The organism is Sulfoacidibacillus thermotolerans (genome assembly GCF_003144315.1).
In the GTDB taxonomy this organism is placed as follows: Bacteria; Bacillota; Bacilli; order Alicyclobacillales; family SLC66; genus Sulfoacidibacillus; species Sulfoacidibacillus thermotolerans.
This window is the reverse complement of sequence record NZ_MPDK01000008.1, coordinates 86,044-112,511: the sequence shown is the minus strand read 5'-3', so window position 1 is coordinate 112,511 and position 26,468 is coordinate 86,044. Positions and strand designations below refer to the sequence as shown.

Annotated in this window: 25 protein-coding genes and 1 pseudogene; 19 read left to right on the top strand and 7 right to left on the bottom strand. The window is 42.8% G+C overall.

Features of this window, described 5'->3' with window-relative positions; all coding sequences use genetic code 11:
• Window positions 1-84: 84 nt before the first annotated feature.
• Window positions 85-225: pseudogene (locus BM613_RS06760) on the bottom strand (IS3 family transposase); the annotation flags it as partial.
• An 88-nt stretch (window positions 226-313) separates the two neighbouring features.
• Here BM613_RS06760 and BM613_RS15765 point away from each other — a divergent pair.
• From BM613_RS15765 to BM613_RS06720, 7 genes are all read left to right on the top strand, one after another.
• Window positions 314-577, top strand: a complete 264-nt coding sequence (locus tag BM613_RS15765) for an ArsR/SmtB family transcription factor (protein ID WP_109430406.1) — start codon at window positions 314-316, stop codon at window positions 575-577.
• A gap of 155 nt (window positions 578-732) precedes the next feature.
• On the top strand, window positions 733-1,422 hold the full coding sequence (locus tag BM613_RS06750; RefSeq protein WP_219930654.1) for a class I SAM-dependent methyltransferase: 690 nt from the start codon (window positions 733-735) through the stop codon (window positions 1,420-1,422).
• 488 nt (window positions 1,423-1,910) lie between these two features.
• Window positions 1,911-2,471 carry a helix-turn-helix domain-containing protein gene (locus BM613_RS06740; RefSeq protein ID WP_109430403.1) on the top strand — a complete coding sequence of 187 codons (561 nt, stop codon included), beginning with the start codon at window positions 1,911-1,913 and terminating at the stop codon, window positions 2,469-2,471.
• Between the two features lie 30 nt (window positions 2,472-2,501).
• A complete protein-coding gene (locus tag BM613_RS06735; protein WP_109430402.1) occupies window positions 2,502-3,773 on the top strand; it encodes a hydroxymethylglutaryl-CoA reductase, degradative in 1,272 nt (423 codons plus the stop codon).
• 187 nt (window positions 3,774-3,960) lie between these two features.
• The gene (locus BM613_RS06730) at window positions 3,961-5,271 is read left to right on the top strand and encodes an MFS transporter (RefSeq protein WP_109430401.1); all 1,311 of its coding nucleotides are present in this window, start codon (window positions 3,961-3,963) and stop codon (window positions 5,269-5,271) included.
• A 28-nt stretch (window positions 5,272-5,299) separates the two neighbouring features.
• Window positions 5,300-6,274, top strand: a complete 975-nt coding sequence (locus BM613_RS06725; protein ID WP_109430400.1) for an SMP-30/gluconolactonase/LRE family protein — start codon at window positions 5,300-5,302, stop codon at window positions 6,272-6,274.
• Between the two features lie 126 nt (window positions 6,275-6,400).
• On the top strand, window positions 6,401-6,925 hold the full coding sequence (locus BM613_RS06720) for a hypothetical protein (protein WP_219930653.1): 525 nt from the start codon (window positions 6,401-6,403) through the stop codon (window positions 6,923-6,925).
• A gap of 114 nt (window positions 6,926-7,039) precedes the next feature.
• Here the strand turns inward: BM613_RS06720 and BM613_RS06715 are convergent, their stop codons facing one another.
• Both BM613_RS06715 and BM613_RS06710 read right to left on the bottom strand, forming a co-directional pair.
• Window positions 7,040-7,510: a DUF6385 domain-containing protein gene (locus tag BM613_RS06715; protein WP_181362928.1), complete on the bottom strand. Its 471-nt coding sequence runs from the start codon at window positions 7,508-7,510 to the stop codon at window positions 7,040-7,042.
• 271 nt (window positions 7,511-7,781) lie between these two features.
• A complete protein-coding gene (locus BM613_RS06710) occupies window positions 7,782-8,492 on the bottom strand; it encodes a DUF6385 domain-containing protein (protein ID WP_109430398.1) in 711 nt (236 codons plus the stop codon).
• Window positions 8,493-8,660: 168 nt separating this feature from the next.
• Between BM613_RS06710 and BM613_RS06705 the strand changes: the two genes are divergently transcribed.
• The 5 genes from BM613_RS06705 to BM613_RS06685 are packed head-to-tail and all read left to right on the top strand — an operon-like array spanning window position 8,661 to window position 14,407.
• Window positions 8,661-10,133, top strand: a complete 1,473-nt coding sequence (locus BM613_RS06705) for a glycosyltransferase (protein ID WP_109430397.1) — start codon at window positions 8,661-8,663, stop codon at window positions 10,131-10,133.
• Window positions 10,130-11,551, top strand: a complete 1,422-nt coding sequence (locus tag BM613_RS06700) for a glycosyltransferase (protein ID WP_109430396.1) — start codon at window positions 10,130-10,132, stop codon at window positions 11,549-11,551. Before BM613_RS06705 ends, BM613_RS06700 begins: the two co-directional genes overlap by 4 nt.
• The gene (locus BM613_RS06695) at window positions 11,548-12,555 is read left to right on the top strand and encodes a glycosyltransferase family 2 protein (protein ID WP_181362926.1); all 1,008 of its coding nucleotides are present in this window, start codon (window positions 11,548-11,550) and stop codon (window positions 12,553-12,555) included. The genes BM613_RS06700 and BM613_RS06695 overlap by 4 nt, the downstream gene beginning before the upstream one ends.
• Before the next feature lie 7 nt (window positions 12,556-12,562).
• A complete protein-coding gene (locus BM613_RS06690) occupies window positions 12,563-12,982 on the top strand; it encodes a hypothetical protein (RefSeq protein ID WP_109430394.1) in 420 nt (139 codons plus the stop codon).
• A gap of 18 nt (window positions 12,983-13,000) precedes the next feature.
• The gene (locus BM613_RS06685) at window positions 13,001-14,407 is read left to right on the top strand and encodes a bifunctional glycosyltransferase family 2 protein/class I SAM-dependent methyltransferase (protein WP_109430393.1); all 1,407 of its coding nucleotides are present in this window, start codon (window positions 13,001-13,003) and stop codon (window positions 14,405-14,407) included.
• On the opposite strand, the gene BM613_RS06680 is transcribed toward BM613_RS06685, so the two are convergent.
• A complete protein-coding gene (locus tag BM613_RS06680) occupies window positions 14,404-14,820 on the bottom strand; it encodes a DUF779 domain-containing protein (protein ID WP_109430392.1) in 417 nt (138 codons plus the stop codon). The two genes, BM613_RS06685 and BM613_RS06680, sit on opposite strands and share 4 nt — an antisense overlap.
• A gap of 35 nt (window positions 14,821-14,855) precedes the next feature.
• Window positions 14,856-16,376, bottom strand: a complete 1,521-nt coding sequence (gene exaC / locus BM613_RS06675; RefSeq protein WP_109430391.1) for an acetaldehyde dehydrogenase ExaC — start codon at window positions 16,374-16,376, stop codon at window positions 14,856-14,858.
• Window positions 16,377-16,638: 262 nt separating this feature from the next.
• Between exaC and BM613_RS06670 the strand changes: the two genes are divergently transcribed.
• The gene (locus BM613_RS06670; RefSeq protein WP_109430390.1) at window positions 16,639-18,423 is read left to right on the top strand and encodes a sigma-54-dependent Fis family transcriptional regulator; all 1,785 of its coding nucleotides are present in this window, start codon (window positions 16,639-16,641) and stop codon (window positions 18,421-18,423) included.
• 93 nt (window positions 18,424-18,516) lie between these two features.
• On the opposite strand, the gene BM613_RS06665 is transcribed toward BM613_RS06670, so the two are convergent.
• Window positions 18,517-19,062, bottom strand: a complete 546-nt coding sequence (locus BM613_RS06665; RefSeq protein WP_109430389.1) for a hypothetical protein — start codon at window positions 19,060-19,062, stop codon at window positions 18,517-18,519.
• A 70-nt stretch (window positions 19,063-19,132) separates the two neighbouring features.
• Complete coding sequence (locus BM613_RS06660; protein WP_109430388.1) at window positions 19,133-20,401, bottom strand: glycosyltransferase family 2 protein; 1,269 nt, start codon at window positions 20,399-20,401, stop codon at window positions 19,133-19,135.
• Between the two features lie 160 nt (window positions 20,402-20,561).
• Between BM613_RS06660 and BM613_RS06655 the strand changes: the two genes are divergently transcribed.
• The 6 genes from BM613_RS06655 (at window position 20,562) to fba (ending at window position 26,465) form a co-directional block, all read left to right on the top strand.
• Window positions 20,562-21,347, top strand: coding sequence for a GntR family transcriptional regulator (locus BM613_RS06655; RefSeq protein ID WP_109430387.1), 786 nt, complete (start codon window positions 20,562-20,564; stop codon window positions 21,345-21,347).
• Window positions 21,262-22,224, top strand: a complete 963-nt coding sequence (locus BM613_RS06650; protein ID WP_109430386.1) for a DMT family transporter — start codon at window positions 21,262-21,264, stop codon at window positions 22,222-22,224. Before BM613_RS06655 ends, BM613_RS06650 begins: the two co-directional genes overlap by 86 nt.
• Window positions 22,225-22,332: 108 nt before the next feature.
• Window positions 22,333-23,481: a CaiB/BaiF CoA transferase family protein gene (locus tag BM613_RS06645; RefSeq protein WP_109430385.1), complete on the top strand. Its 1,149-nt coding sequence runs from the start codon at window positions 22,333-22,335 to the stop codon at window positions 23,479-23,481.
• Between the two features lie 122 nt (window positions 23,482-23,603).
• Complete coding sequence (locus BM613_RS14995) at window positions 23,604-23,753, top strand: hypothetical protein (RefSeq protein ID WP_181362925.1); 150 nt, start codon at window positions 23,604-23,606, stop codon at window positions 23,751-23,753.
• Between the two features lie 37 nt (window positions 23,754-23,790).
• Entirely contained in the window at window positions 23,791-25,296 is a 1,506-nt protein-coding gene (locus BM613_RS06640; RefSeq protein WP_219930652.1) for a sodium:solute symporter family transporter, read from the top strand.
• Between the two features lie 305 nt (window positions 25,297-25,601).
• Entirely contained in the window at window positions 25,602-26,465 is an 864-nt protein-coding gene (gene fba, locus BM613_RS06635) for a class II fructose-1,6-bisphosphate aldolase (protein WP_109430384.1), read from the top strand.
• Window positions 26,466-26,468 lie beyond the last annotated feature (3 nt).

Here is a 26,468-nt window from a genome sequence, read left to right as displayed (position 1 = left end):
TTCTAAGGATTTGTAATATCTTCTTTCGAATTCAACCGAGGTTAGGTAACCTAGCCATGAGTGAATTCGCTCCCGGTTGTACTAGACCTCGATGTATTCGAAGATGCGCTTCATTTCCTGCTCTTTCGTTTTGAACTTTTCCAGATAGACGAGTTCTTGCTTGATCATACTGTGAAACGACTCGATGCACGCATGATCAAAACAATTCTCCTTGCGACTCATGCTATCTGTTTGTAAGTCTATCAAATGAATTCAATCACTTTCGTGAGTTGGCCGTACAGTGCAAGAAAGAGAGTATACCCACATCGTATAAATGCATGATAATATAAAGGTATATTTAATTAGTGAGAGGGGTCATTCTATGACGAATCGTGATCTCATGGCTGCCATCTTTAAGTCACTAGCGGACAGCAATCGGTTAAAGATTGTCGAGTACCTGACAACGACCTGCCGCAGTGTTAGCGAGTTGGCGCGAGAAGCCGATATGTCCCAACCCCTCACCTCACATCATCTGAAAACACTACGGTCAGTAGGTATAGTGCGTATGGAAGGGCGAGCGGCCTTCCGTTATTACTGACTAAATGATGAGACGGTCCGTGAGATCGTACGATTATGTGCGCGGTTAGCACAGGAGATGGGGTATCAACAATCGAATCTTGGCTGCGATACGCAAGACGTAGAACATCAAGTACGCGCAGTCGAGGATCTGAAGAGAGAAAAGGGGAAATTGCAGTGACGTCAGCGGTCAATCCAGAGGAGTTACGAGATCAACAGCAAAAATGGGAAGATGCTTTTGCGCGCAACAGGGAGATGTTTGGAGAGGAGCCTAGTGCAGCAGGTGTGCGAGCGGCTGAACTCTTTCGAACACTTGGTGTGACTCGAATACTAGAACTTGGGGCTGGTCAAGGGCGTGACACCATGTTTTTTGCACAAAGTGGTTTTTTTGTCACTGTGCTCGACTATACAGTAGAAGGGACGCGATGGATAGAGGAGAAGGCACGTTCACTTGGGTTGTCGGATCGAATTACTGTGATTCAGCACGATATTCGTGAATCTTTTCCGCTAAAGGACGATACATTTGATGCGTGCTATTCGCACATGCTTTACTGCATGGCTTTGTCCACGGAAGAGCTTCATATGTTGTCCGCACAGATTAGGCGGGTTATACGTCCTCGCGGGCTCAACGTGTATACGACTCGCCACAAAGGAGATCCTCACTATGGACAGGGGATTCATCGTGGCGAAGATTTATATGAGGTAGGCGGATTTGTCGTACATTTCTTTGACCGCGACAAGGTTCAAGATCTAGCGGATGGGTACCAACTTCTTGATGTGTTTGAGTTTGAAGAAGGTAGATTGCCGAGACGTCTGTATCAAGTGACGATGGAGAAAATCGATCCTCCTGTCAGGGTGAATCGCTAAGGAAGCGCTGAATTTGCAACTGTACCGCAAATCGTTCCCCGTCTGGTTGTGGACATGCCTCTATACATTCCCTGCAATAGCTATTTCCTTCCTGTTCGAAATGGGACAAGTCAAAGAATCCTTCGGATATAAGATACTGTATGTAACGAGAATGATCCCCGATTTGATAGCTGGTACAAGAGAGATAAACTTTGCAACGATTGCTGCGGTTGTGGGTACGTAGACGACGGAGACGGGGGTCAGTCTCGTTTACTTACCCCCTACTTGAGATATGCGAATCTTGAAGCTGAGTGGATAAAAATCGAAAAAATTGTGAAATAGACTATTGACAAAATATCAAAAATGTTCGACAATCAACGTGTAATATTACTCAACATTGTTGAATTATATTACACGTTGATTGAGAGCATCTCAGGTTCTCGATTTGACGAGAAAGAATTCGTCTGCTTTATTATAGAAAGGAGGCGTTTGGCAGAGGGGGAAGTAAAATGGATCTTGTGGTATTAGGTAGGCGTTTGAGAGAAGCCAGATTGAATAAAGGGTTTACGCAACAAGAATTGGCAGATCGATGTGGATTTACTAAGAGCATGCTTTCGAAAATTGAGAATGGTCATTCTCCTGCTGCACTTGCTACACTATCTCGAATTGCAAAAAATCTAGATCTTTCTTTGGCGTGGTTTCTTCAAGAGGAAGAAGAGGAAAATGCGTTGGTGATTGTACCCGCAGATAAACGTGGAATTCGAAGTGGAAGCCAGGAAATAGGGTATACCTATGAAACATTATCAAATCGTTCGCGCTTTAGCACGATAGAACCAACTGTAATCACGGTACCAGCTATTTTAGAAAACTTCGAACTTTTCACTCACGATGAGGATGAATTTATTTTCGTGCTAGAAGGGCAAATTTCCTTATTATATGATGGCACATTAAATCTCATGTCATCAGGTGATAGCGCTTACTTTGAAGGAAGGAAACCTCATATTTTTCTTCCTGTGAATCAACAAGAAGCAAAAGTGTTGACCATTTTCATACAGAGAAATCAGAGATAGATAATTTGTTGGCTGAGAGGAGCGATCGAGATGAGCAAAAGTCGATTTCCGGGGTTTTATCGTTTATCTGTTGAAGAAAGAGTAAATCTCGTGGCGCAAGAAGTGAATTTGACAAAGGAAGAGAAAGATTTACTTTTCGGTGTAACTCCGTTTTCAGTTGATCGCGGTGATTTCATGATTGAGAACGTAGTGGGAATGATGCCTCTTCCCTTGGGAATTGCAGTGAATTTCAAGATTAATGGGAAAGAGATCTTAGTTCCAATGGTCATTGAAGAACCTTCAGTTGTTGCAGCAGCGAGTAATATGGCTAGAGCTGCCTATGAATCAGGGGGTTTTACAACTTCTTATAGTGGCTCGATGATGCGGGCTCAAGTACAAGTGGTCGATGTTGCAGATCCCTATGCAGCAATGGCACGCATTTACGAACACAGGTCTTCTATTCTTGAACTTTGTAATTCCAAGGATCCTACGTTGGTTTCATTTGGAGGGGGAGCAAGAGACATTGAGGTTTTTGTTCTTCATACACAGAAGCAGCCAATGGTGATCCTGCATCTCTTGGTTGACACGAGAGATGCAATGGGCGCTAATACAGTAAATACGATGGCGGAAGCTGTAGCGCCGTTTATTGAACAAATTACAGCAGGGCGTGTGCTTTTGAGAATTATTTCAAATCTAGCGGATCGGCGATTAGTTCGTGCTCGAACGGTTGTGACGCCTGAAGCGATTGGAGGGCATGAGGTTGTAGAAAATATTCTTCTTGCTCAACAGTTTGCAGAATTTGACCCGTATCGTGCAGCAACTCACAATAAGGGAATTATGAATGGGATTTCTGCCGTTGTGTTAGCGACTGGAAATGATACGCGTGCTGTGGAAGCGGGTGCACATGCATATGCGTGTCGATCAGGGCGCTATATGTCACTCACGAGGTGGGAAAAAGATGGAGAAGGAAATTTAGTGGGTACCTTGGAAATCCCAATGGCAGTTGGAATTGTGGGAGGTGCTACAAAATCTCACCCGTTTGCTCAACTGGCACTTAAAATTATGGGGGTTCATACTGCGGAGGATCTCGCTGGAATTATTGCTTCAGTAGGGTTAGCGCAAAATCTAGGGGCTCTACGGGCATTAGCGAGCGAAGGAATTCAACAGGGTCATATGGCACTGCATGCACGAAATCTCGCGATTATGGCGGGGGCAGAAATAACACAGGTTGATGAAATTGTGAAACAAGCAATTGCTGAAAAAAATATAACGTATGATCACATTCTTGAATTAGTTAAGAGAACATCTACTCGAGTTTTGTAAAATGAAGTGTTCATGATTTTACAGCGAATGTAAGCGGTTACCGCAAACGTTAGTGCTTGCGCCCCTTTTTAAATATTAAAAATTCAGTTTACTTTGTGCTTCCTGGTGTTGCGTGTGCACCCAAACTGATCGAAAACGAAGCAGCGGTTATTTAGATCGAAAATTCAAATAATAAGAGGTGAATCACATGAGCCGATCCATTCAAAATGATTCAGGGAAGCCAATGGAAAAACAGCGTGGGGGGCTAACTCGTAATGCGGCTTTAATCACATTTACTTCATTAGCGGGTTGGACGTTAGTAAATATGGATGGAAGTTTCTTCACATTTAGCTATCCTTTAATACAAAAAGATCTTCATTTGTCGACTCAACAAATTTCCTATATTTACACTGGGATTTTTATTATTGGAGCATTTGCCACATTTATTTTCGGTCCCATTTTGGATCGATTGGGGAGGAAACCTGTTTTCCAATTCTCCCTACTTGCAACAGCACTTGGGAGTCTATTAAGCGGATTGAGCTTTAATTTTGCCTCTCTCTTTCTTTTTAGGGGAATCACCCAGATTGGGGGGAGTGCCGAGTGGATGGCAGGTCAGGTAATGGTTGCAGAAGAGGCAGCGAGTCACAATCGAGGATGGTGGATCGGATTTGCACAAATTGGATGGCCTGTCGGATGGTTTATCGCTTCTTTAATATCTCTTCTCGTCGTTCCAACATTAGGGTGGCGATGGCTATTTGTCATCGGAGTTGTTCCCGCGCTCTTTGTACTTTGGGTAAGAAGGAATGTCAAAGAAACAGAACGATTTCAAGATTTGAAACGCATACGAGAGGGTTCAGATCAAAATAGGGAAAAAGCGACGTTTAAAGTCGATACAAAGAAAGTGGATAAATTAACCTATGCACAACTTTTTGGAAAAGATTTAGTTCGAACGTCGATCCTGATTTTTCTCTGGCAACTCATCTATAACTATGGGGCAGCCTCAATCATTGATTGGTTACCTTCGATCTTTATGCAACATCACCTTGCGATCTCTTCACTCTATGCCACTTCTGCATGGGCGACAGGAATTGCAATTCTTGGATATCTTAGTGCAGCTTATTTAGGGGAAAAATTGGGTCGACGTGAGGTCAGTGCAACGTATCTGATTGTAGGGGCTATTTGCGGGGTTTTTCTCGCCCAATCAAATACTTGGTTAGCAATTACGGCATTCTATTCACTATATTACTTTTTTGCAATTGGACAAATGGGAGCTGCTGTAGCATTTGCTCTTGAATCGTTTCCAACAAGAGCTCGTGGCACTGGCGGGACACTTTTATCTGTTGCAACGTGGGTTGGATTTATCGCAGCCGGGTATACGGGACCTGTGTTATTTAATAACCTGGGATTGGGAAAATCCGTGTTCGTTTGGACGGTTGTTTGCTCAGTAATTCCTGGCATTCTGGCTTTGGGAACCAAGCGCGTACATCCAGGCACTCAATTAGAAGATATTGTAATATGAGAGCGGATAAATCAAAGGAGAGATAAGTATGGATGCAACGGACATTCCGGCGCTCGTGTATACGGAGGATATCAGAAATCCAGTACCTCTTTTAGCGAGCGAAAAAAATCTTCAGACAATTACTGCGGAACCTTGGCTCCAAATCTCTGAAGCAAGTTTGCAATTAGAAGGACTATGTTTTGATCGTGCAAGTAATCTCTATTTGTTGGAGGTTTTTGGAGGGCAGATCTTTAAAGTCATGCTCCCCGAAAAAGTGATCACAACGATTGTAGGGCCAAACTCACTTGCTCCAGCGGCGATTAAGATTCATAAAGATGGAAGATTGTTCATCTGTTCATTAGGTGATTTTAAAAGTACGGGTGGACTATTTGCAATACAACCAGATGGCTCAAATCGAGAAGTGATTCTCCCGGATTCGCTTGGTTATTGTATTGATGACATGGTATTTGACCATAAGGGTGGATTTTACTTTACAGATTTTAAGGGATATTCAACGAATCCAACTGGGGGTGTATATTATGTATCACCTGATTTTCAGGAAATCTCTCCTATTTTGAACAATCTAGCGGTCCCAAACGGGATTGCTCTAAGTACGGATGAAAGAGTACTTTGGATTACTGAAACAAACGCCAATCGCTTACATCGTGTTGAATTAATGGAAGATGGAATTACGATTCCCCCATTTGGAGCGTCTATTCCTTATTATTTTACGGGATATTTAGGACCAGATTCTTGTTGCATAGACAGTGATGATAATCTCTATGTTGCAATGTATGAACAAGGGAGAGTACTTGTCTTCAATAAGAGCGGCGTTCCCATCGGACAAATTTTATTGCCTGGTCGCGAACAGGGGCATATGCTTCGATCAACTCATCCTGCTTTTATCCCAGGAACGGATCAATTGATTATTTGTTCAAATGATGGAGCAGGTGGTGGGGGATCTTGGCTCTATATTGCAAGAGGATTTGCCAAGGGAAAGCTTGGCTACCAGTTTCAAGAGTAAATTGCTTGTGACTTCAAAAAATCCTATGAGTGGGTATGATATCAGGCGTTTAATGAAGAGTCTATGGTCCAATCCGTCCTGCCTTTTCTCTCATATATTAAGAGTAACATTTTAAGGAGAGATGGGGTGGGACCCTTGTCGACTGTTCCAGAACATACGATGCTTCGCTCTTTGCGCGAACTCGTAATTATACCAGAACATGCAAAACGAACGGAGACTGAAGAGTTTCGCAAATCGAAAGAACGTTTACAGGAAGACGGCCACTATAGATGTTGGGTTTGCGGGACAACAGAGCGTCTACAGGTTCACCATTATGGAATTGAGTGGAGTCTAGCGCATCTTGCTGACTGGAATAAGGTAAAAGCATTTTGCGAAGAATGGGATCCTTATGGATATGGTCATTTATTAAGAAACATTCCCCTGAAATCTCCTGACGATATCAGAAACTTACTCGTATTGTGTGAGCCGCATCATATCGGGATTGATCATCGGGATGAAGAGAGTGGAATCGGGATACACGAGCTAACTTTTCCTATCTTTCTCATTCAAAAATTATCAATAAAAGGAATTGATGCAGTGCCTCAGAGTGAAGAGACTTTACAACATGCTGAGGAAACGATCAAAAAAGAGCTGCCTGAAGCAGTTGAGTAAAGTTGTACTACCGTTGGAAGCGAGTCGCCTTCTGACGGTAGTTATTTTTATTTTCCGTTATTATAACTTTATTGTCACACTGACAAGTCAAATTGCGTTTTCGCATTTTGTTTATTAGCCAGACTGAGCTTGATAATAAATGTCAAATATAGCCGATTGATCAGTTTTTGCGGACTGAAAAGATATTTTTGCGTACCGTAAAAATCGCATAGGGGTAAGAGCTTGCGTTGTAAAGCCAGATACGGTGACTTCCGAATCAGGGGCATAGTCTTTATCGTTAGGGCTAATTTCTAAAAAAATGGTCACTGGATTTTCTGATCGATTCACAATGGCATAGGAAAGATTGGTTTGTACTGAAATATCTTGTGCGGGTAAAGATTGAATTTGATTTTGTGAGTAAAGTCCTATGAATGTTTTTTCCGTATATACGATAGGCGATGCCGTAACTTCTCCTGACAATACAATACGACCTATTTCATTTGTTTGTATAGGGGTAGTGCTGTTAGACCCATAAATGGTGATACGATCTATATTTTGTTGTAAGGGACGAATAGAAATGGGTTCTTCAATTGCTTTGATTCTCACGGGAGAATGGATCGTAGAGATCGCAATTGGGTGTTTAGATCGTTTTTTTATAATCAATGGATATACGTTTAATCTCACTTTGATTTGCTGGGGTTGTTTGTTGTATGAAAAGCACGAACATGACGTATGAACGGGATGTCTTTGTAATTTTTTCATCATGTGAGTTCCTGGTTGATGTTTTGGGCGATGTCTATGTACAGAGGGGCAATGCATCCCCTGTACCACATGTTTCGATCGAAGCATTGCCTTCTCCTCCATGAGACAGATTAGATTACACATGCGCTTGTGTATAAATCGTAAGTGAGGCTGTAATTCCTGCCGTTTGCGCAGCGTACATAATGCGCATGTACTTTACAAAGTGGCCAGGTGCAAAGAAATACTGAGCGCTAGCTGCAATTGTTTGAGTGGCGGTAGTGGGGTCTTGAGAAAAGTTTGTCCCGTCAGCACTTAGATACAAAGCGGCTTCGGCTCCCGCAGTTGAGCTTGCATTATAGACGGTAAAGGTTACTTCACTCAGGGAAATTGCTGTCAGGATATTCCCTCCTGTGAAAGTTGTTACGGCGCTCGTCACGGCTTCTGACGCATCGACCACTGCGCGATCTCCTAATTCTGTGAGCAAGCTATCTGCGGTTAGGTTAGAGACTTGCGAGAGCAGACTCGCCGCGGTTAGGTTAGAGACTTGCGAGAGCAGGCTTGCCGCGGTTAGGTTAGAGACTTGCGAGAGCAGGCTTGCTGCAGTTAGGTTAGAGACTTGCGAGAGCAGGCTTGCCGCGGTTAGGTTAGAGACTTGCGAGAGCAGGCTTGCCGCAGTTAGGTTAGAGACTTGTGAGAGCAGGCTTGCCGCAGTTAGGTTAGAGACTTGTGAGAGCAGACTCGCCGCAGTTAAATTTTGGGCGGTTGTTAATAAAGAAGCTGCATTGGACTGTGAGACTTGAGTTAAAAGTTGCGAGGGAACCTCTGAAAACACTTTAAAGTTCGCCATCTATGTCCCCCTTTCTGAAGTAGACGTAAGATAATCTATTCGATACAGCAAGACGGTTTGTGGGGGAGAACCTATTTTGCTGTGTTATTTTGATAAATTAGGTATAGATCCATAAATATATGTATTTTGTGAATATGATGAAGCAATCGCAAAGCGAGGTGATTGAGAATGTGCTCCATATCTCTTTGTATGATTGTGCGTGACGAGGAGGATTTTTTGGCTGAGTGTTTGCGCAGTGTCGAAGGGATTGTGGATGAGATTGTGTTGGTTGATACGGGTTCAACTGATTGTACGTTAGACATCGCGCGACAATTCGGTGCGCGCTATTATTCGGTTGCTTGGACACCTGATTTTTCGAAAATGAGAAATTTGAGTTTGCATTTTGCTACAAAAGATTACATCTTGGTACTTGATGCGGATGAAGTTTTAACTTTAAAAGGATGTGCCTCGATTCGTCGGAGTCTAGAGGAATTCCCGAATGCTGATGCGTTTTTTGTACACATTTTAAATCAGACTGACGGGGAAGGTATGATTGAGGTTGAAGAGTCTCTCAATGTGCGTCTGTTTCGAAACAATCCACAATATCGGTATCAAGGAGCTCTCCACGAACAAATTGCTGAATCGATTTTACACGCAAATCCACCAGGCGTCATTTTTGATTCAGACATTGAGTTGCTTCATCGTGGATATTTAAAGAACGTAGTGTTAAAGAAACATAAAAAGAAACGCAATTTAGACATTGCTCTTCGTGAAATTAAATTGCATCCTGAAGATGGATTTCGAATGTTTAATCTTGGGGTGGAATACGTGCGAGACAGGCAACTGGATCAAGCACTTTCTGTTTTTCATGCCGTACATGAGAAGGTAAATCCTAGTGCGCTCTGGGTTTCGCGGTTTTATAAAGTATACATTTCTACGTTAATGCAAGCAGGAAAGTGGGAGGAGGCAGATCAGGTTCTTGAAGAAGCGGTAAAATTATTTCCTGATTATACAGACTTAGTATATCTGAAGGGGGTGTATTACTCACAACGAGGAGAATGGATACTTGCTTTGCAGCATTATGCGACATGTATTGAAATGGGTGATCCGCCAATTCCACCATACACGATTGAGAAAGGCATATCCTCCTATCGTGCCTATTTTGCAATGGGGTATTCTTTTGGTGCCATAGGGAAAATTGCCGAAGCGGCTGTTGCCTATCGTCAAGCTTTTGAACAGAATCCTTCGTTTACACAAGCTTTTTTGCGTTTTTCTAATTTCTTATTGCGTGAAGACACAAGTAATGCCACTTTAGACTATCTAAGATCGATAGCTGCTTTGTCAGGGGGCAACCAATTTGCACTTCTAGGTATCTCACTGGCTTTATCGGACCAGTTTGAACAAGCAAAAGAATATCTTGAACGGGCAGAAAGAACAAGTGACGTAGTAGAGCATCTGATTTTGACGTATGTTTGTCTTGATGAACGAGAATCGTTGCGTGAACTTCTCGAACAATATGATCCAGAAGGGGAATTGCAAGCACGAGTGCAACGCTATTTATTTGAGCGAGGAAGGAAAATGATTCATTTGGGGATAGAAAAATTTCCCGAATCTTCACTTTTATCTAAACTAAAAGAAGAATATGAGAAGGGTTTTAGATGAATCGTATTAGTTTATGTATGATTGTTCAAAATGAGGAGCAATTTATTGCCCAGTGTCTGCAGAGTGCAGTAGATCTCGTTGACGAGATCATTATTGTTGATACGGGGTCGACTGATCGAACGTTGGAAATTTGCAAGTCATTTGGAGCAAAGATTTATTCTTTTTCTTGGAATGACAATTTTTCCGAGGCACGTAATGCAGCACTTTCTTACGCTCATGGAGAATGGATTTTAGTTCTCGATGCGGATGATGAACTCTCGATTTCAACTCACGATTTTATCCGTGATCTGCTTAATCAGAAATCATATGACGCTTTCTTTTTCATTACCAAAAATCTAGTGGGTGATCCCAAGAACCCAAGTTTTTTAAACTATGCGCAATTGCGGTTATTTAGAAATCAGCCATCTTTTCGCTATTCGGGCGCTATCCATGAACGCATTCCCAAATTGCCAAATATCACGTACCAATTAGTTCCTGTCATGATTACGCATTATGGCTACCTTGATTCTGTTGTGCAAGCACATCATAAAGTGGAGAGGAATCTCGCAATTTTGCACGCAGAATTACAAACGAAACCGTTTGATCGGTTTTTGCATTATTATTCTGGGAATGAATGGTTGAGATCTGGTCAGCCAAATGCAGCGATAGAACACTATGAGCAAGCGATGCGATCGAAGACTGAGAGTGAAGAACAAGATTGGCTGCCCGATCTTCCATTGAAATATGCGTTTGCGTTATGGCAAACGGGTCAGATTGGGCGAGCGATACTTGTTGTATTAAAAGCAATCAAGGAATTCCCGGAATATACGGACCTCTACTTTTTATTAGGGAATATGTATCTAGAACAACAGGAGTGGGAGTTAGCTAAGGAGGCATTTGATCGATGTTTGCATTTAGGTGAACCTTCCCCTGTTTTTCCAACACAGGCGGGGTGTGGGACCTATCTACCGGCATTTTTACTAGGTGTGATTGAATTTACAAATCGGAACTGGACAAACGCGCGCATCTATTTCGAGCAAAGTGTACATGATGATCCAGATTATCTCCCGGCGGTAACGTATTTATGTCTATGTGATTGGTGTGAAGCAAGGTACTCACTTGTTAATGAACGAATTCAATTTCTCAGAGTACAAAATGGGGACAAAAACTCTCTATGGGGATTGATTTATTCAATTAATCAGTCTCTCATGACAAAGAAAATTTACATTGATCTAGACAATTTAACCCATACAACATCTTTTTTTACATGTTTAGCTACACTTACATCTTGTGAAGGGCAGGTGCAGCGTTTGGGCCAATTGCTTTTGCAACTGCCGATTCAATGGCATCGTTTAGCGATGCGAGAGGAATGGTACTATGCATTGTATGGGAAATATCATTTGATGTCGTGTACTACGTTAAGGGAGATCAGGCGATGAGTGTGACAGTATGTATTATTACGCGCGATGAAGCCGCATTTTTGCCAGATTGTCTAAAAAGTATCTTGCAACTTACGAATGACGTGGTTCTTATCGACACGGGTTCTATGGATGAAACGCTAGCGATTGCAAGGGACTATGGATGTAAGGTGTTCGAAGTTCCGTGGCAAGACGATTTTTCGGCCGCTCGAAATTACGCATTAGAGAAAGCTTCAGGGGAGTGGATTCTAACGATTGATGCTGATGAGCGCATCCATATGCTGATGTCCCAAACTGAATTTAACAGTTTTTTATCGACAACAGAGGCAAAGGCTTTTAAAGTTCCCGTTGCAAGTTATATCGGGTCCACTCCTCGAAATGAAACCACATTTTTAGATGAACGAATTATTCTCTTTCGCAATGATCCGGAAGTTCGTTTTCAGCATCGAGTACATGAGGATCTTTCAGAAAGTTTATATCGACGCTATGGAAGAGACGTAAAAATTGATTGCTTGCCCATGCGAATCGAACATTTAGGATATTTAGATGCTGTCGTAGAGAATCGGCAAAAACATCAACGTAACCTTCGTTTACTGGAGTTAGAAATCAAGGAAAATGGAGAATCACCGTGGATTAATTATTGTTTAGGAGTGGAATGGTCTAGTTGTAAACAGTGGGAGAAAGCATTGCAACCATTAAAACGAGTGGTTGATCAAGCGAAGGGTGCACCATTTTGGACATTGGCTGCGTATACCTTAGCTTATGCATATCTACAATTGGGGATGTTACAACAGTGCATGGATGTAAGTGAACGGGTTTTGCATGTAAAAGGTGAATTCTATACAGAGTTTGCACTACTTAAATCAGTAGCAAGTTGGCAAACCTATTCTTCCTTAGCTGAGTTGTTACAAGTGTTTACGAGTCATAATTCGCTTTCACCAGAAGACTACTATGCGTTTGTACTCGCCTATCAAAAGTTAGTCTATCGAATGCAATTGGGATATATTGGGCACGAAGCGGAGTGAATCTGCGATGGGCAGCATATCGCAATTGTCGGATGTGTTATTTATTCGGTTACAAACAAGCATCTTATGCAAATCTCTTGTCCATGAAGGGGGAAAAACGTCTCTTGTCGACTGGGTTTATGGCATTGTTTTAGGAGATTCAACACCTTTTTATATCGTTCACGAGTGGTGTTGCTCACTTGAATCTTCAATTTGTTGCCTCGAGCAAATTCAAATTGTCGATCCTGACGGTGAAATAGAGGCGACTTTGCGTATGTCACCTTTTTTATTAGGAGAGCGGTTTTGGGATCTGATCCGTAATTATTGGGAAGTCAAAGATTTTTATCCCACCAAAATAGGAACTTATGAAATTCGTACGACATTGATCGAAGTAGAATCTGAACGTGTTCTCTATCGGCAAATCGATCCACTACACGTTCTCATGTAGAGAGGGAGGAGAGAAAACGTGCAACGACAATTCGAGCAAATGCTTACGAGTATCATCATCCCTACCTTGAATCACTGGGAGTATACGAAACAGTGTTTAGAAAGTATACGAAAATTCACCAATACACCCTATGAGATAATTGTGGTTGACAATGGCTCGAACGATGAAACGGTAGCTTCATTAAGAGCGATGAATGATGTTCTTTTAGTTGAAAATGAGGGGAACAGGGGATTTCCGGCCGCATGTAATCAGGGGATGGCAGTTGCGCATGGCGATCAATTATTGATTTTAAATAATGACGTGATCGTAAGTTATAGATGGTTGGATAATTTGTTACATTGTCTGTATGCCGACTGTCGGCATGGAGCTGTAGGCCCCGTTTCTAATGCAGTTTCTGGAATCCAATTCAGGCCGCAACCCTACCAGACGATTGAAGAGTATCATAACTTTACACAGGATCACAATCATTCAAATCCCGAGCAATGGATCACAACCTTGCGTCTTGTTGGATTTTGTCTCCTTATTCGTCGTGATATTTATAATGAAATTGGCTCATTTGATGAACGATTTGGGAAAGGAACTTACGAAGACGATGATTATTCTTTGCGAATCCGCCGCGCAGGGTACAAACTGATTGTTGCCGCGGATACGTATGTCCATCATTTTGGGAGCGTCACTAATCGCATAGATCCCGAGTACAGAAACGTACTCGTAACCAATCAACAAAAATTTATCGAAAAATGGGGTGTCGATCCATTTTACAGTTTGTGGCTTCGTGAAGATTTAGCTGCACTTGTTCCTAAAGTCGATCGCGTATTAGATGTAGGTTGTGCCTGTGGGGGACTGGGACTCACTCTGAAAAACAAGGGAATTTCCTACGTCGCCGGGATAGAACTAGACAAAAATGCGGCCATAGACGCGCAATCTGTTCTAGATCAAGTGTGGATTGGCGACGCAGGAAAGATTCAACTTCCGTTTCCTAACCAATGGTTCGATGCAATGGTTTTTGCTGATGTAATCGAGCATGTAGCGCAACCGCAGCACATGCTGAAAAACTTACTTCCCTACCTAAAAGAGAATGGCTATCTCATTGTTTCCATTCCGAATGTAGGGCATCTCGAAATTTTACATGGGTTGTTGCAAGGGACATGGACTTATCAAAACGCAGGGATTTTAGATCGTACACATCTTCGTTTTTATACACTTGAGGAAATTGCGCGTCTATTTGAACAAGTGGGAGTAGCCATCGAATTCATAGGGATGGTGCAGGATAGCACGCCTGAACTCGAGGCTCTTCTCCGTGAATTAGAAGCGCTTACCGTGCGTCTTAGTTTAAAGTCTTTCGGTCCGCCATTCATCGAACGCTGTCGTACAGTTCAATATTACTTACGAGCTCGAAAGCTTTCACAGGGAGCGAGTCTCTAGGGAGTTCTACCATAGAAAATGCTTTCTTCATCCGAGTCAGCTAGTGTGGAATCCATTCGGATTAATTCTTCCCATTCATCAGGTGTAAAGCTTCTTGATCGCGAAATAAACCGCATTCCCTCAGGACTCTCTAAAGAAAAACCAGCTCCTCTTCCTGGAATCGCATCCACAATAATCTGTGTTTTCTTCCAGTATTTATATTGCGCTCTGCCGATGTAAAATGGACAGTTTGCGATCTCTCCTAGTAGGACATCCTGTTCTCCCACCTGAAATTCTCCCTGTGGATAGCACATAGGAGCACTTCCGTCACAACACCCACCTGATTGATGAAACATGAGTGAACCGTGAAGGGTAATCAGTTTTTCAATCAATGCCGCCGCCGCATCAGTTACGGTCACCTTTCGCGTGTCCATTTTTTCCTCCGTGTAGTATTGGTTATCAATCCGATTTAGAAGAATCCAAGTGGTTTTTTCGAGTAATTGACTAATAAATTCTTTGTTTGCTGATAATGCTCCAACATCATTAGGTGGTTTTCTCTACCGATTCCAGATTGTTTATATCCTCCAAATGCGGCGTGAGCAGGATACGCGTGATAGTTATTTACCCATACACGCCCCGCTTGAATCGCACGTCCCATTCGATAGGCTAGGTGAAAATCGCGCGTCCACACTCCTGCGCCAAGACCATAAAGTGTATCATTGGCAATATGAACGGCATCATCAAAATTCTCGAAAGTTGTGACTGATAGCACAGGTCCAAAAATTTCCTCCTGGAAAATTCGCATCCGATTGTGCCCTACAAAGACAGTGGGGGCAATATAATATCCTTCTGCAAGATCATCCGATGGACATACTTTCTCTCCGCCGACCAAAACACTTGCTCCCTCTTGTTTGCCTAGTTCAACATATGACATGATCTTTTCTACTTGATCGAGCGATGCTTGTGCTCCCATCATCGTTTCTGTATCCAGTGGGTTTCCTTGCTTGATTTTCTTTGTGCGTTCAATGGCAAGCTCAATAAAATCATGATAGATACTTTTTTCTATCAAGGCACGTGATGGACAGGTACAGACCTCTCCTTGATTGAGAGCAAACATGTTAAACCCTTCGATTGCTTTTTCCTTAAAGTCATCCTCTTCGTCAAGAACATCCTTAAAGAATATATTGGGCGATTTCCCCCCCAGTTCGAGGGTGACGGGGATCAGATTATTTGAAGCGTATTGCATAATTAGACGACCTGTGGTCGTTTCGCCAGTAAAGGCGACTTTTTGAATGCGAGGGTTGCTTGCAAGCGGTTTCCCTGCCTCAACGCCAAATCCATTTACAACATTTACAACCCCAGGGGGGAGTAGATCTCCTATCAGTTCCATCAATACCATAATGCTTGCCGGTGTTTGTTCAGCCGGTTTTAGTACTACGCAATTTCCTGCCGCCAGTGCCGGGGCAAGCTTCCATGCGGCCATTAACAGAGGGAAATTCCATGGAATAATTTGACCAACTACTCCAAGTGGTTCATGAAAATGATAAGCTACTGTATCATGATCTAGCTCACTCAATCTACCTTCCTGTGCTCGAATCGCAGATGCAAAATACCGGAAATGATCAATGGCTAACGGAATATCTGCGGCCAGTGTTTCGCGTATAGGTTTTCCATTGTCCCAAGTCTCTGCTACTGCTAACATTTCTAAATTCGCTTCCATGCGGTCGGCAATTTTATTTAAAACTTGTGCTCGGTCGGCCGCGGATGTTTGCCCAAAGCTTATTTTTGCTTTATGGGCTGCATCAAGTGCTCGTTCAATGTCATCTGCTGTCGATCTCGCTGCTTCACAGAACGGTTGTCCGGTTACGGGAGTAAAGTTCGTAAAGTACATGCCTTTCGTTGGTGCCACCCATTCTCCACCAATGTAATTTAGAAAACGACTTTTAAATGCAACTTTACTCCCGGGTTGATTTGGCTGTGCATAAATCATACGATAACCTCCTTCTTTTCATCCAGCGGATGTCTTCTTGTTGTTTCGATGATTAGTAAAGCAATATTCATGCCAGGACTCTTTTTCTGCTTCCTTCTTGAATCAGTAGAAACTCGTTATACTTAGTGTTTCATTCTGGCGCAGTGGTTGTTCCAGAATGGATCGCGAAATTTTTAATCAACAGATGCTCTCTAGGGTTATTACTTTTTTCTGATGAATATGCCATAATTATTTGATATTACAGGATGAAGGTGATGCCCGGATGACGTTACCCAATCATCAGAACGTGATCAAAGCATCTTGGATTCGCTCAAAGCAATATGGAATCCCTTCAACGCAGAGTGTAACGGAATTCCTTGAACCATCCGATTTGAAATTCTTGAAAGAAAAAGATTCGCATTTACTTCAAGAGATCTTGCCAAATCTAGAACGGTTGTATCCGTATGCACATAGTCAACAAAGTATGCTCATCGTTTCAAATGCACAAGGATATATTCTTCATAGCAAAGGAGACCCTCACTTTATTGAGCACGCAGTTAAAATTAAATTGATGGAGGGTGCTGGCTGGGGAGAACATGCGAGAGGAACAAATGCGATTGGAACGGCACTTCAAGAGCAAAACACAGTCTATGTATTGGGGAATGAACACTATTGTGAGCCAAACCGCACTCTTTATTGCGTTGCCTCTCCTGTTTTTGATCCACAGGGACAACTTGTTGCTATTTTAGATGTAAGTGGTTATCACGGGGACTTTCATCCTTCTTTACCCTATTTGGTCGACACGATGGCAAGACAAATCGAAGATTTATTATTGTTTCGTTCGGAAAAAAGCCAATTAGTTATTGAGGTTACTTATCAAAATCAAACACGTTATTTACTCGCGTTTGATCAAGATGGGCGCTTTGTAGGAGGAAATCGAGAAGGTAGAACGTTGCCTTTGACTGAGAGTACAGTACGAACAACAGGGAAAAATGACTTTTTGAGAAAATTGTTTCACGATCGATCACAGTCTTTTTCAAATAATCTAGATGATTACAAATTCTCTATTCTAATTGATCGTCGTTCACGTGTAGTTTCATTTGCTCAATCGCACGAAACAAAACGAGAAACACCCCTCTTTTGTCGTGATCAGACGATGGAACAAGCTTTGCAATTGGCAAAACGAGCAGCTTCTAGTGAGATTAACGTATTGATTTATGGTGAAAGCGGAACGGGAAAGGAACTTATTGCTAAATTTATTCACGAGCAAAGTGTGCGATCCAAAGGTCCTCTGATCACTATGAATTGCGGTGCTGTCTCTCCGAGTTTACTTCATAGCGAATTATTTGGTTATGAAGGGAAAGCGTTTACGGGTGCCTCAGCGCAAGGTCAGATTGGCAAATTTGAGGCTGCTAACGGTGGGACATTGTTTCTAGACGAGATTGCGGACATGCCTGAGGATATGCAAAAAGCGATGTTGCGCGTGCTTCAGGAACGAATGATCACGCGGATTGGCGGTCATCGACAGATCGCAATTGATGTTAGAATCATCGCGGCCTCCAATCGCAATTTATGGGAGGAAGTACAAAAGAACCATTTTCGACTTGATTTGTATTTTCGTCTGCTTGGTGCTCAAATTCATCTTCCCCCTCTTCGATCACGGACAGATCGACTTGAGCTTGCTGAAAAGCTTCTTTGCCAAATAGCTGCTGAACTGAAGATAGATCTACCTGTACTCAGTACCGAAACGAAACAATTTATTTTATCTCATGATTGGCCCGGTAATATTAGAGAATTAATTGCAGTGCTCCGTCAAGGTGCCTTTCTTGCAAATCGTGGAGTAATAGAGATTGAACAATTGCGACATCATATGTTTTTACCTCAAAGCGTTACATCAGAACAAGAGCAGTCGCTGAATTTGAAGAATATTGAAAACGAAGTGATACTTGATACCTTGAACAAGACAGGGGGAAATATCACAGAAGCTTCTCGATTGTTAGGCATTGGGAGAAATACACTCTATCGCAGACTAAAAAAGATGAAAACCAAATCACAGACAACATGGTAAGAAAACGAATCTTCATAAATTGAAATATCAGGGAAATACCAATTCACAGATGAAAGAGGTCACTCTCTTCCATCTGTGAATTGGCTATCATGGTTATGCGAATGTGGAGGGGTCTTGATTGCCTACCCCATTTCCAGCATCACCATGGTTGCCGTTTCCGTGATCCGTTTGTCCGGGTTCTCCTTGGTTCCCTTTCCCTGGGTTGTCGCTATCTAATGTTGTACATTTTTTACAATGGATCGGAGCTGTAGATGGATAAGGAGCGTTAAATGGTGCTTGTGTACAAGTTGGATAACCGATGGGACCTTCTAAGTATGGGTTCGGGATCTGGGACCCGATCTTGATGTGATGATAGTGAATTGCGGAAGTTACATTTGGAGTAAGATCAATTCCAAACGGAAAAGGAGTTCCTTTCCAGTTGAAATTTGGATTCGTAATGTCTCGTTCGTATTGACTTCTAATTGAAGGATTATCCCACGCTTCTCTTATCATTAAATTCTGCGCGTAATAAGGTTCTGTTGAAGTAATTTGATCATAAGTGGATGGGTCGAATGGATTGATATGTGCGGCAAATGCAGTACCTAACCCACCTAAGATGAAGAATCCAATAGTTGCCAAGGCGACAATTCCTTTTTGCACGCTTTCCTCTCCTTTTTTTAAAATGGTTTTACGATGTGCAAAGTTTTAAACTCACATCACCTCCTTTGAACTAGAGTGTGATCTCTTCCTTTTTCAAAGCTCGTGTGTGTTTTGTATGTGTCCATGTCTTTTCTTTTCGTTGAATGAAGGCAATGGGAATGATGGGTATCCAAGTCAGCGAAAACAGATAGCTATGAAAGAACCATAAGATCTTTGAAGATTTTTTCTCCAAAACGAAGGCGACGAGATAGACGGCATAGTAAAGGGAAAGGGTTGCGTCCCATATCCAGGGATTTAAGACCCAATTTTGAATCAAGAGGGGTAAAGGATTGAATTGGGACAGGAGAGAGAATCCTAAACTCCCGAGAGTTAATAAGATCTTGCTTGGTTGCCATAAATACACTAAGACATCAAATGTAAGAAGGTTTGGGTTGCGAAGTAGCTTTTTTAGTAAGAGTGTAGAATAACGCGTTGCGCAATCAAAGTGTCCCTTCATCCAACGGAGTCTTTGTCTATAGGAAACCTTCATTTCTAAAGGTTTTTCGTCATAAATTTTGGCCGTATGAACCCAAGCGACTCGTTTGTTTTCTTCAAGCACATAGCGGGTTGTGAATTCCAAATCTTCAGTAAGTGAAGTTGATTCCCATCCGTATTTTTTTAATATGCGGCTGCTCATCACGGTTCCTGTTCCTCCAAGTTGAGCGCTTAATCCGATATTTTCACGCGCTAGTTGGTAAACGCGGTTTGTTGTCCAATATGAGGCGGCATAAGCTTTCGTAATCCAGTTATCATTTGGATTTTTGCTATCCAAATAAACTTGAATGACCTCATGTCCTTCATTTAATTTACTTGACACTTCATTCAAAAGATTCGTTTCTACTAGGTTATCCGCATCGAAAATGGCAATCGCGTCATATCTTTTATCATTGAGTAATTCTAATTTCCAGAGTTGATGGAGCATCCAAGCGATCCCGTACCCTTTTCCCTGGCGTGTAGGATCAGTGCGTTCCATGGCTATTGCTCCATGTGCCCGAACAATATCTGCGGTGTGATCTGAACAATTGTCGCAAATAACATAAATGTCATACCATTCTTTTGGATAATCTAATGCGTTTAGACTATCTACAGCATATCCCACAACTTTTTCTTCGTTATGTGCACATATGAAGAGGGCATATCGCATTTCTAAAGGGCTTAGTAAACTTTTTGGGGGCCTTTTGAACATTCCAAGGAGGCTAATTCCCGTCTGATATAACGTATAAAATAATGTAATAGATTGAAATAAAATCAAAATAAAAGCGATTTCAAAGTAAAGGAAGATCTCAATTCCTTGGAACAACCTATGTACCCCCAATTTTGCACTTTTGATACTCACTCATATGCGAGACAACAAGGGCAAAGTACAAAATCGTGGATGGTTTGAAAGTAGGAATTTTTTCATTGATTTTTGCATTCGAGTGTAATATATTGCATTCAAATGCACAGGAGGTGCGTGAACAATGCCGATCCCCAAAGGATTTCAGTCTCCTTCCCAGGTGACCGCGCGGGAGCGAGTTTATTCTCAATTACAAAGATGGGTGATTGATGGGACGCTAGAGCCAGGGGAAAAATTAAATGATGGAGAATTGGCAGAGGCGTTAGGAGTCAGTCGTACCCCTGTAAGAGAGGCATTGCAACTTCTTGAGGTGCAAGGTTTTGTTGAAATGCATCGTGGACGGGACACGAGAGTGACGCGGATTGAACAGGAAGACATTTTAAAAGTCTACCCTCCATTAGCAGCTTTACAGGTGTTGGCAGGGGAGATTGCTTTGCCATTGATTCGTTCCGAACAAATTGAATTGTTGCGGGGGATTAATGCAGAGTTCGCTCGGGCAGTGGATCAACAGCAAGCATTTCGAGCGATGGAGGTAGATGAGCAATTCCATAATGTGATTATCGAAGTCGCTGATAATCCGTATGTCGCTTCCTACATATCTACACTTGAGATGCATATTCGACGTCTTAAGTACGTGTTTTTGCGTCAGCCGGAGGCGTTAGCTCGTGAGTCTGTAGTAGAACATGCGGCGATTATTGAAGGGTTTGAACGAAAAAATATGGAACTTGTTACTCGAATGTTAAAACAGAATTGGATTCGCCCTATGAAGGAACTTTATGCGTTAATAGGAGAAAGATGTAATTCAGAGAGTTGGGGTGCCTTCGATGTTACGCAAGTCGGATCAGCCAAAGAGCAATCGAATGATCGGGACGTATGCGTTACTCCTGATGACCAGTCTGTTTTGGGGTAGCGCTTTTGTGTTTTCTAAAGTTGCTGAGGAATCTGTCCCACCTCTTGTGGCGGCATTCCTACGCTTTTTTTTGGGAGCGATTGTGGGGATGGTCATGATCATAGGTCAAAAATTTCGGGATCCCCATTATAAAATGGTTCCTAAAACGGCTTGGCTTGATACAATTGTGCTCGGATTGATTGGAGTTACTGGATATAATCTTTTCTTTTTTTGGGGATTAGCACAGTCACCTGCGGCAGATGGAAGTATGATTATACCAACCTTGAGTCCAGCGATTACAGTACTCATGGCAGTAGGATTTCTTAAAGAACGATTCCGGAAGAATTTAGCGGTCGGATTAGTCGTTACTCTTTTTGGATCAATCATCTTCTTTTCTGCGATTGCCTTCGTACGACTGCCTCATGATCCTCATCGACTGTTTGGAGATGTTCTTTACTTACTCGCTGCTGTTTTATGGGGAATTAACACACTGCTTAGCAAACGAACGACGGGTCGAATTGATCCTTTTCTCGTGACTACGTATGCGATGATTTTTGGGTCATTTGCTTTGGGTATTCTTGCGTTTCCACAAATAATGACCATCCATTGGGCTAAAGTCGGGTTGCCTTTCTGGGTGGATCAGGCCTACCTCGCAGTTTTTCCGAGTGTGTTTGCGAATTGGTTTTATTATCTTGGTGTTAAACAAATTGGACCCTCACGAGCTTCCGTTTTTATGTACTTTGTCCCTGTCTCCTCGCTTTTGTTAGCGGCGATTGTACTTGGCGAGACGCTGACGATTGGACAATTTATTGGAACGATTTTTATGATGATTGGTGTTTGGATCATCAATCGAAAAGATCGAACCGCTTTGTCGATAGAAATTCAGGAAAATGCATAAGCGATGCGTCACGTCTTACAAGTACTTACAAGCAAAACAAAACTCTCTGCCTCATATTTATTTATGAGGTTGTCGTTGTTTTGTAGAGTTTGTTAGGAGGCGTGATTGATGGATCATCCATTACTTGGGATTCGCGTTTTAGATTTTACTCAAGTTCTCTCGGGCCCTTTTGCAACGATGTTGCTTGCAGATGCAGGGGCGGATGTGGTAAAAGTTGAACGCCCAGACCGTGGGGACATAACAAGAGGATGGGGTCCGCCTTTTATTCACGGGGAGAGTGTGTATTTCGCTGCATTTAATCGCGGAAAACGAAGTATATGTTTAGACTTAACAAATTCGGAGATGAGCGATGTGGCTCGACGTTTATCCTTGAAGGCTGACGTAGTCATTGAGAACTTGCGTATGGGAGTGATGGAACGGTATGGATTGGGGCCAGATGAATTGTTGAAGGAACATCCTGAACTCATCTACGTTTCCATACGAAGTTATCCAAATTATTCGAGCCGCGCATTGGACTCTGGATTAGAAGTAGTTCTAGAAGCTGAAAGTGGGTTGATGTCGATCACGGGCTCAGGGAATCAAGCAGAACCGACAAGGCAAGGAGTCGCTGTGATTGATATGATGACAGGGATGGCTGTAGTGGCCCGCATTTATCAAGCACTTTACATGCGAGCTAAGACGGGAAAAGGGGAGTACCTAACAATCAGTTTAGAAGAGATCAGTGCTTTGATGATGACGCATCCTTGGTTAATGTATCTTCAGGGAGAGACGGTCTATCAGGCATCGGGTTCACGGCACCCGAATATTGCTCCTTACGAAGTGTTTCAAACTAAGGATCAACTACTACTTCTCGGCGCTGTGGATGATGCACAATTTTTGCGTCTTGCTACTGTACTTGGTCATCCGGAGTGGGCAGTAAAATCGGACTGGACAACGAATGAAAAGCGCGTTTGTGATCGAGATAAGCTACATCAAGCAATCGAATCTCAATTGATTTCTGAAGGAGCAGAATATTGGCACACGCGCTTTGCCCACGCAAAACTGCCAGTTGGGATTGTTAAATCTATAGAAGCAGCGGCAGAAGAATGGCGCGATCGCCAAGGCCCTAAATTGTATGCTCAGCATCCCGTATTCGGGCAACTTGCTTGGCCAGTTTCTCCGTGGAGGCAACAAGGGGGAAATGTACTTGCCCCTCCCACGCTCGGCAATGCAACACAAACTGTTTTATCCGAATGGTTAGGGGAACAAAATGGGTAAAACGGATGCGCACAAATGTATGAAAATTTCGTCTCTAAGGAGAGACAAGAGTTCGCATACTTTTTGGCCATAGGTTCATATAACTCAACTGAAAGGGCTTTCGCAGAAGGGAGGTGCGTTTTGTGAGTCCGAGTCCTATTCCGGGGTTTCTTTTTCTCGTAATTGGCTGGTTGGGGTTTACGTGGGTTCCCGGTTGGTTTCACAGCCGCCGATTTGATCGAGGCAATGCAGAAATGGAAGAGATTATACGAGATGCAGAAAAACGAGAGTAAAGGATGCACTTTAATTGAAAGATGAGGGGGGAACTGTGTGGGAAATTTACAACATGCGCCTACCATGGTTCGTGTAGTTGTTATTATTTACCTAATTGCTATTCTTGTCATTGGCGTCTATATGAGTAAGCGGGCAAAGTCACAGGAGGATTATTTTATTGCAGGGAAAAAAGCCCCTTATCTTGTTGCTATTATTTCTGGTAGTGCGGCGATCATGAGCGGATTTGGACTCGTGGGTATCCCTGGACTTGCCTATCAATTTGGGATTGCGGCAATGTGGATACAGGTGATTGCGATTCTTGGCTTTTCGATCGCGGCGTTTTTAGTCGGGCGTAAAATGCGAACACTTGCTGAGATTCGTGAAGTATTGAGTATCCCAGATGCAGTTGCCCTACGCTATCCTTCTGTAAAAAAAACAATTCGCGTGCTGAGCATTATTGGTATTATGTCTGGTATGCTTGGTTATTTATCGGTGGAATTTATGGCGCTAGGAGTAGTTCTTTCTTCCTTGTTTGCAATTTCGTTTTGGACAGGCGCTCTCATTGGGGCGGCGATCGTATCGGTTTACACAATTCTTGGAGGCATTGCTTCAGGAATATGGACGGATCTCATTCAATTTGCGATGGAGATGTTGGCTGGAATCGCAGTGCTGATTGCCACATTTGTTGTGGTCGGGAATCCGTATCATATGTTGAGTGTTCTTGCGCATGCTCCTGATCCTAAAATGCAAGCACACGCTATGTTATGGTGGCCGCAAGGAATGGGAGGGATTGGCCTTGCTGGTGCTGTAGCTTGGCTAATCGCGTTTTCGATTGGACATTCCGGGGAACCGCATTTGTTGGCGAAATATTATGTGCATCGCGACATTCGTAAAATGAAATGGCAAGGAATGTTAAACGGAATTACCTACGGCATTGCTGGCTTGATGAGTCTTTCTGGACTTGCCCTAGCGGCTTTAGTAGCAGAAGGTAAGGTCAAGCCGTTAGCCAGTTCAAATTATGCAGCACCATATTTTTTGTTGCATTATACCCCAAGTATCATTGCTGGCCTTGCCTTTGCAGCGCTTGCAGCTGCATCGATGGCGACCGTTAACGGATTCTCTAACATCGGCGCTGCAGCGATTTCACGGGATTTGATTCAAAATACCTTTGGCGTGCAACTCACTCCGCGTAAAGGATTGTTGCTCGGGCGTGTTATGACCTTTGTCGTTATCGTGCTTGCACTTGTGGTAACCTATTTCTGGAATAGTTTGATTGGTATTGCTGGTGCAGCTGCATGGTCTACACTTGCTTCTGTTTTTGTGCCTTGCATTGCAATTGGACTAAATTGGAAGCGAGCGACGGGGAAGGGAGCTGTCGCAGGAGCGACAGTTGGCGTGGTTACCTCTATTTGGTTTACAGTAGCTAATTATAATCCTGGCGGCTTTTTTGGATCGACTTTAGCAATCGTTCTTGCAGTGATTGCCTTTGTTCTTGTTTCGCTTGTGACACGACCTGAGACATTAGATCGAGAAATTGAGCGCGTGATCGGTATGCCGCGATAACTAGCTGCATGAAAAATGCATCGCTTATCGTGAAGATAGGCGATGCATTTTTCATGGCAAAACTTTGTCTGATCGATAAGTAATTACTAATAGATAAATTGATTAATTCGCATTTTACTTATAAAAAACAGCTGTGTTACTATACGTGTAGCTTTACAGGGATCTGTATATCACAGCGTGACTGTGGAGGGTGGATTACAGCTAAAAATGATATGTTTTGGTTTAAAATCCATGATCTTCTATGAAAACGCTGTATAATACAGAGGGAATCTTAGAGATTTAGGTCGAGGAGGGAGATTGTAACCATGTATGTACCAGCAAGAGCATCTTTTAAAGAAGTGTTGACAGACGGTTTTCAAAAAGGGTACGCCGTAGGTCAATTTAATGTAAATGGGTTGGAATATATTCAGGCCATTGTGGAAGTGGCGGAAGAAGAGCGTTCTCCCGTGATCCTTGGCATCAGTGAAGGCGCGATGAAATATGTGGGCATGGATTATCTGATCGGCATGGCGAATGCCGCTAAGATGAAGGCGACAGTTCCAGTGATTTTGCATCTTGATCACGGCCCCCATTTTGAATTAGTGATGAAATGTATTCGTAGTGGATTTGATTCGATTATGTACGATGGCTCACATCATCCACTGGAGCAAAATATTCAAGAAACTAAGCGAGTAGTTGAAGCGTGTCATGCCGTGGGCATTGATGTGGAAGGAGAACTCGGAAGAATTGCTGGCGCCGAAGATGATTTGTCTGTCGATGAGCGTGAGGCGATGCTGGTTATTCCTGAGGAAGCGCGACGTTTAGTCGACGAAACAGGCATTGACGCGCTGGCGCCAGCGATCGGTTCAGCACATGGACATTACAAAGGGGAACCCAAACTACATTTTGATCGTCTAAATGAGATTCGTGATTTGGTTAAAATTCCCCTTGTGTTGCACGGGGGCACGGGAATACCTGATAGTGACATCCAGCGAGCAATTGCTTTGGGTGTTGCAAAAATCAATGTAAATACGGAGAATCAGGATGTTTTTACACGTACAGTGCGAGAAGTCTTATTAACTTCTCCTAAAATGTTTGATCCTAGAAAGTATCTGGGGCCAGCGAGGGCTGCGATTAAAGAGACGATTCGGGCGAAGATACGATTGTTTGGTAGTCATCAACGTGCATAATGG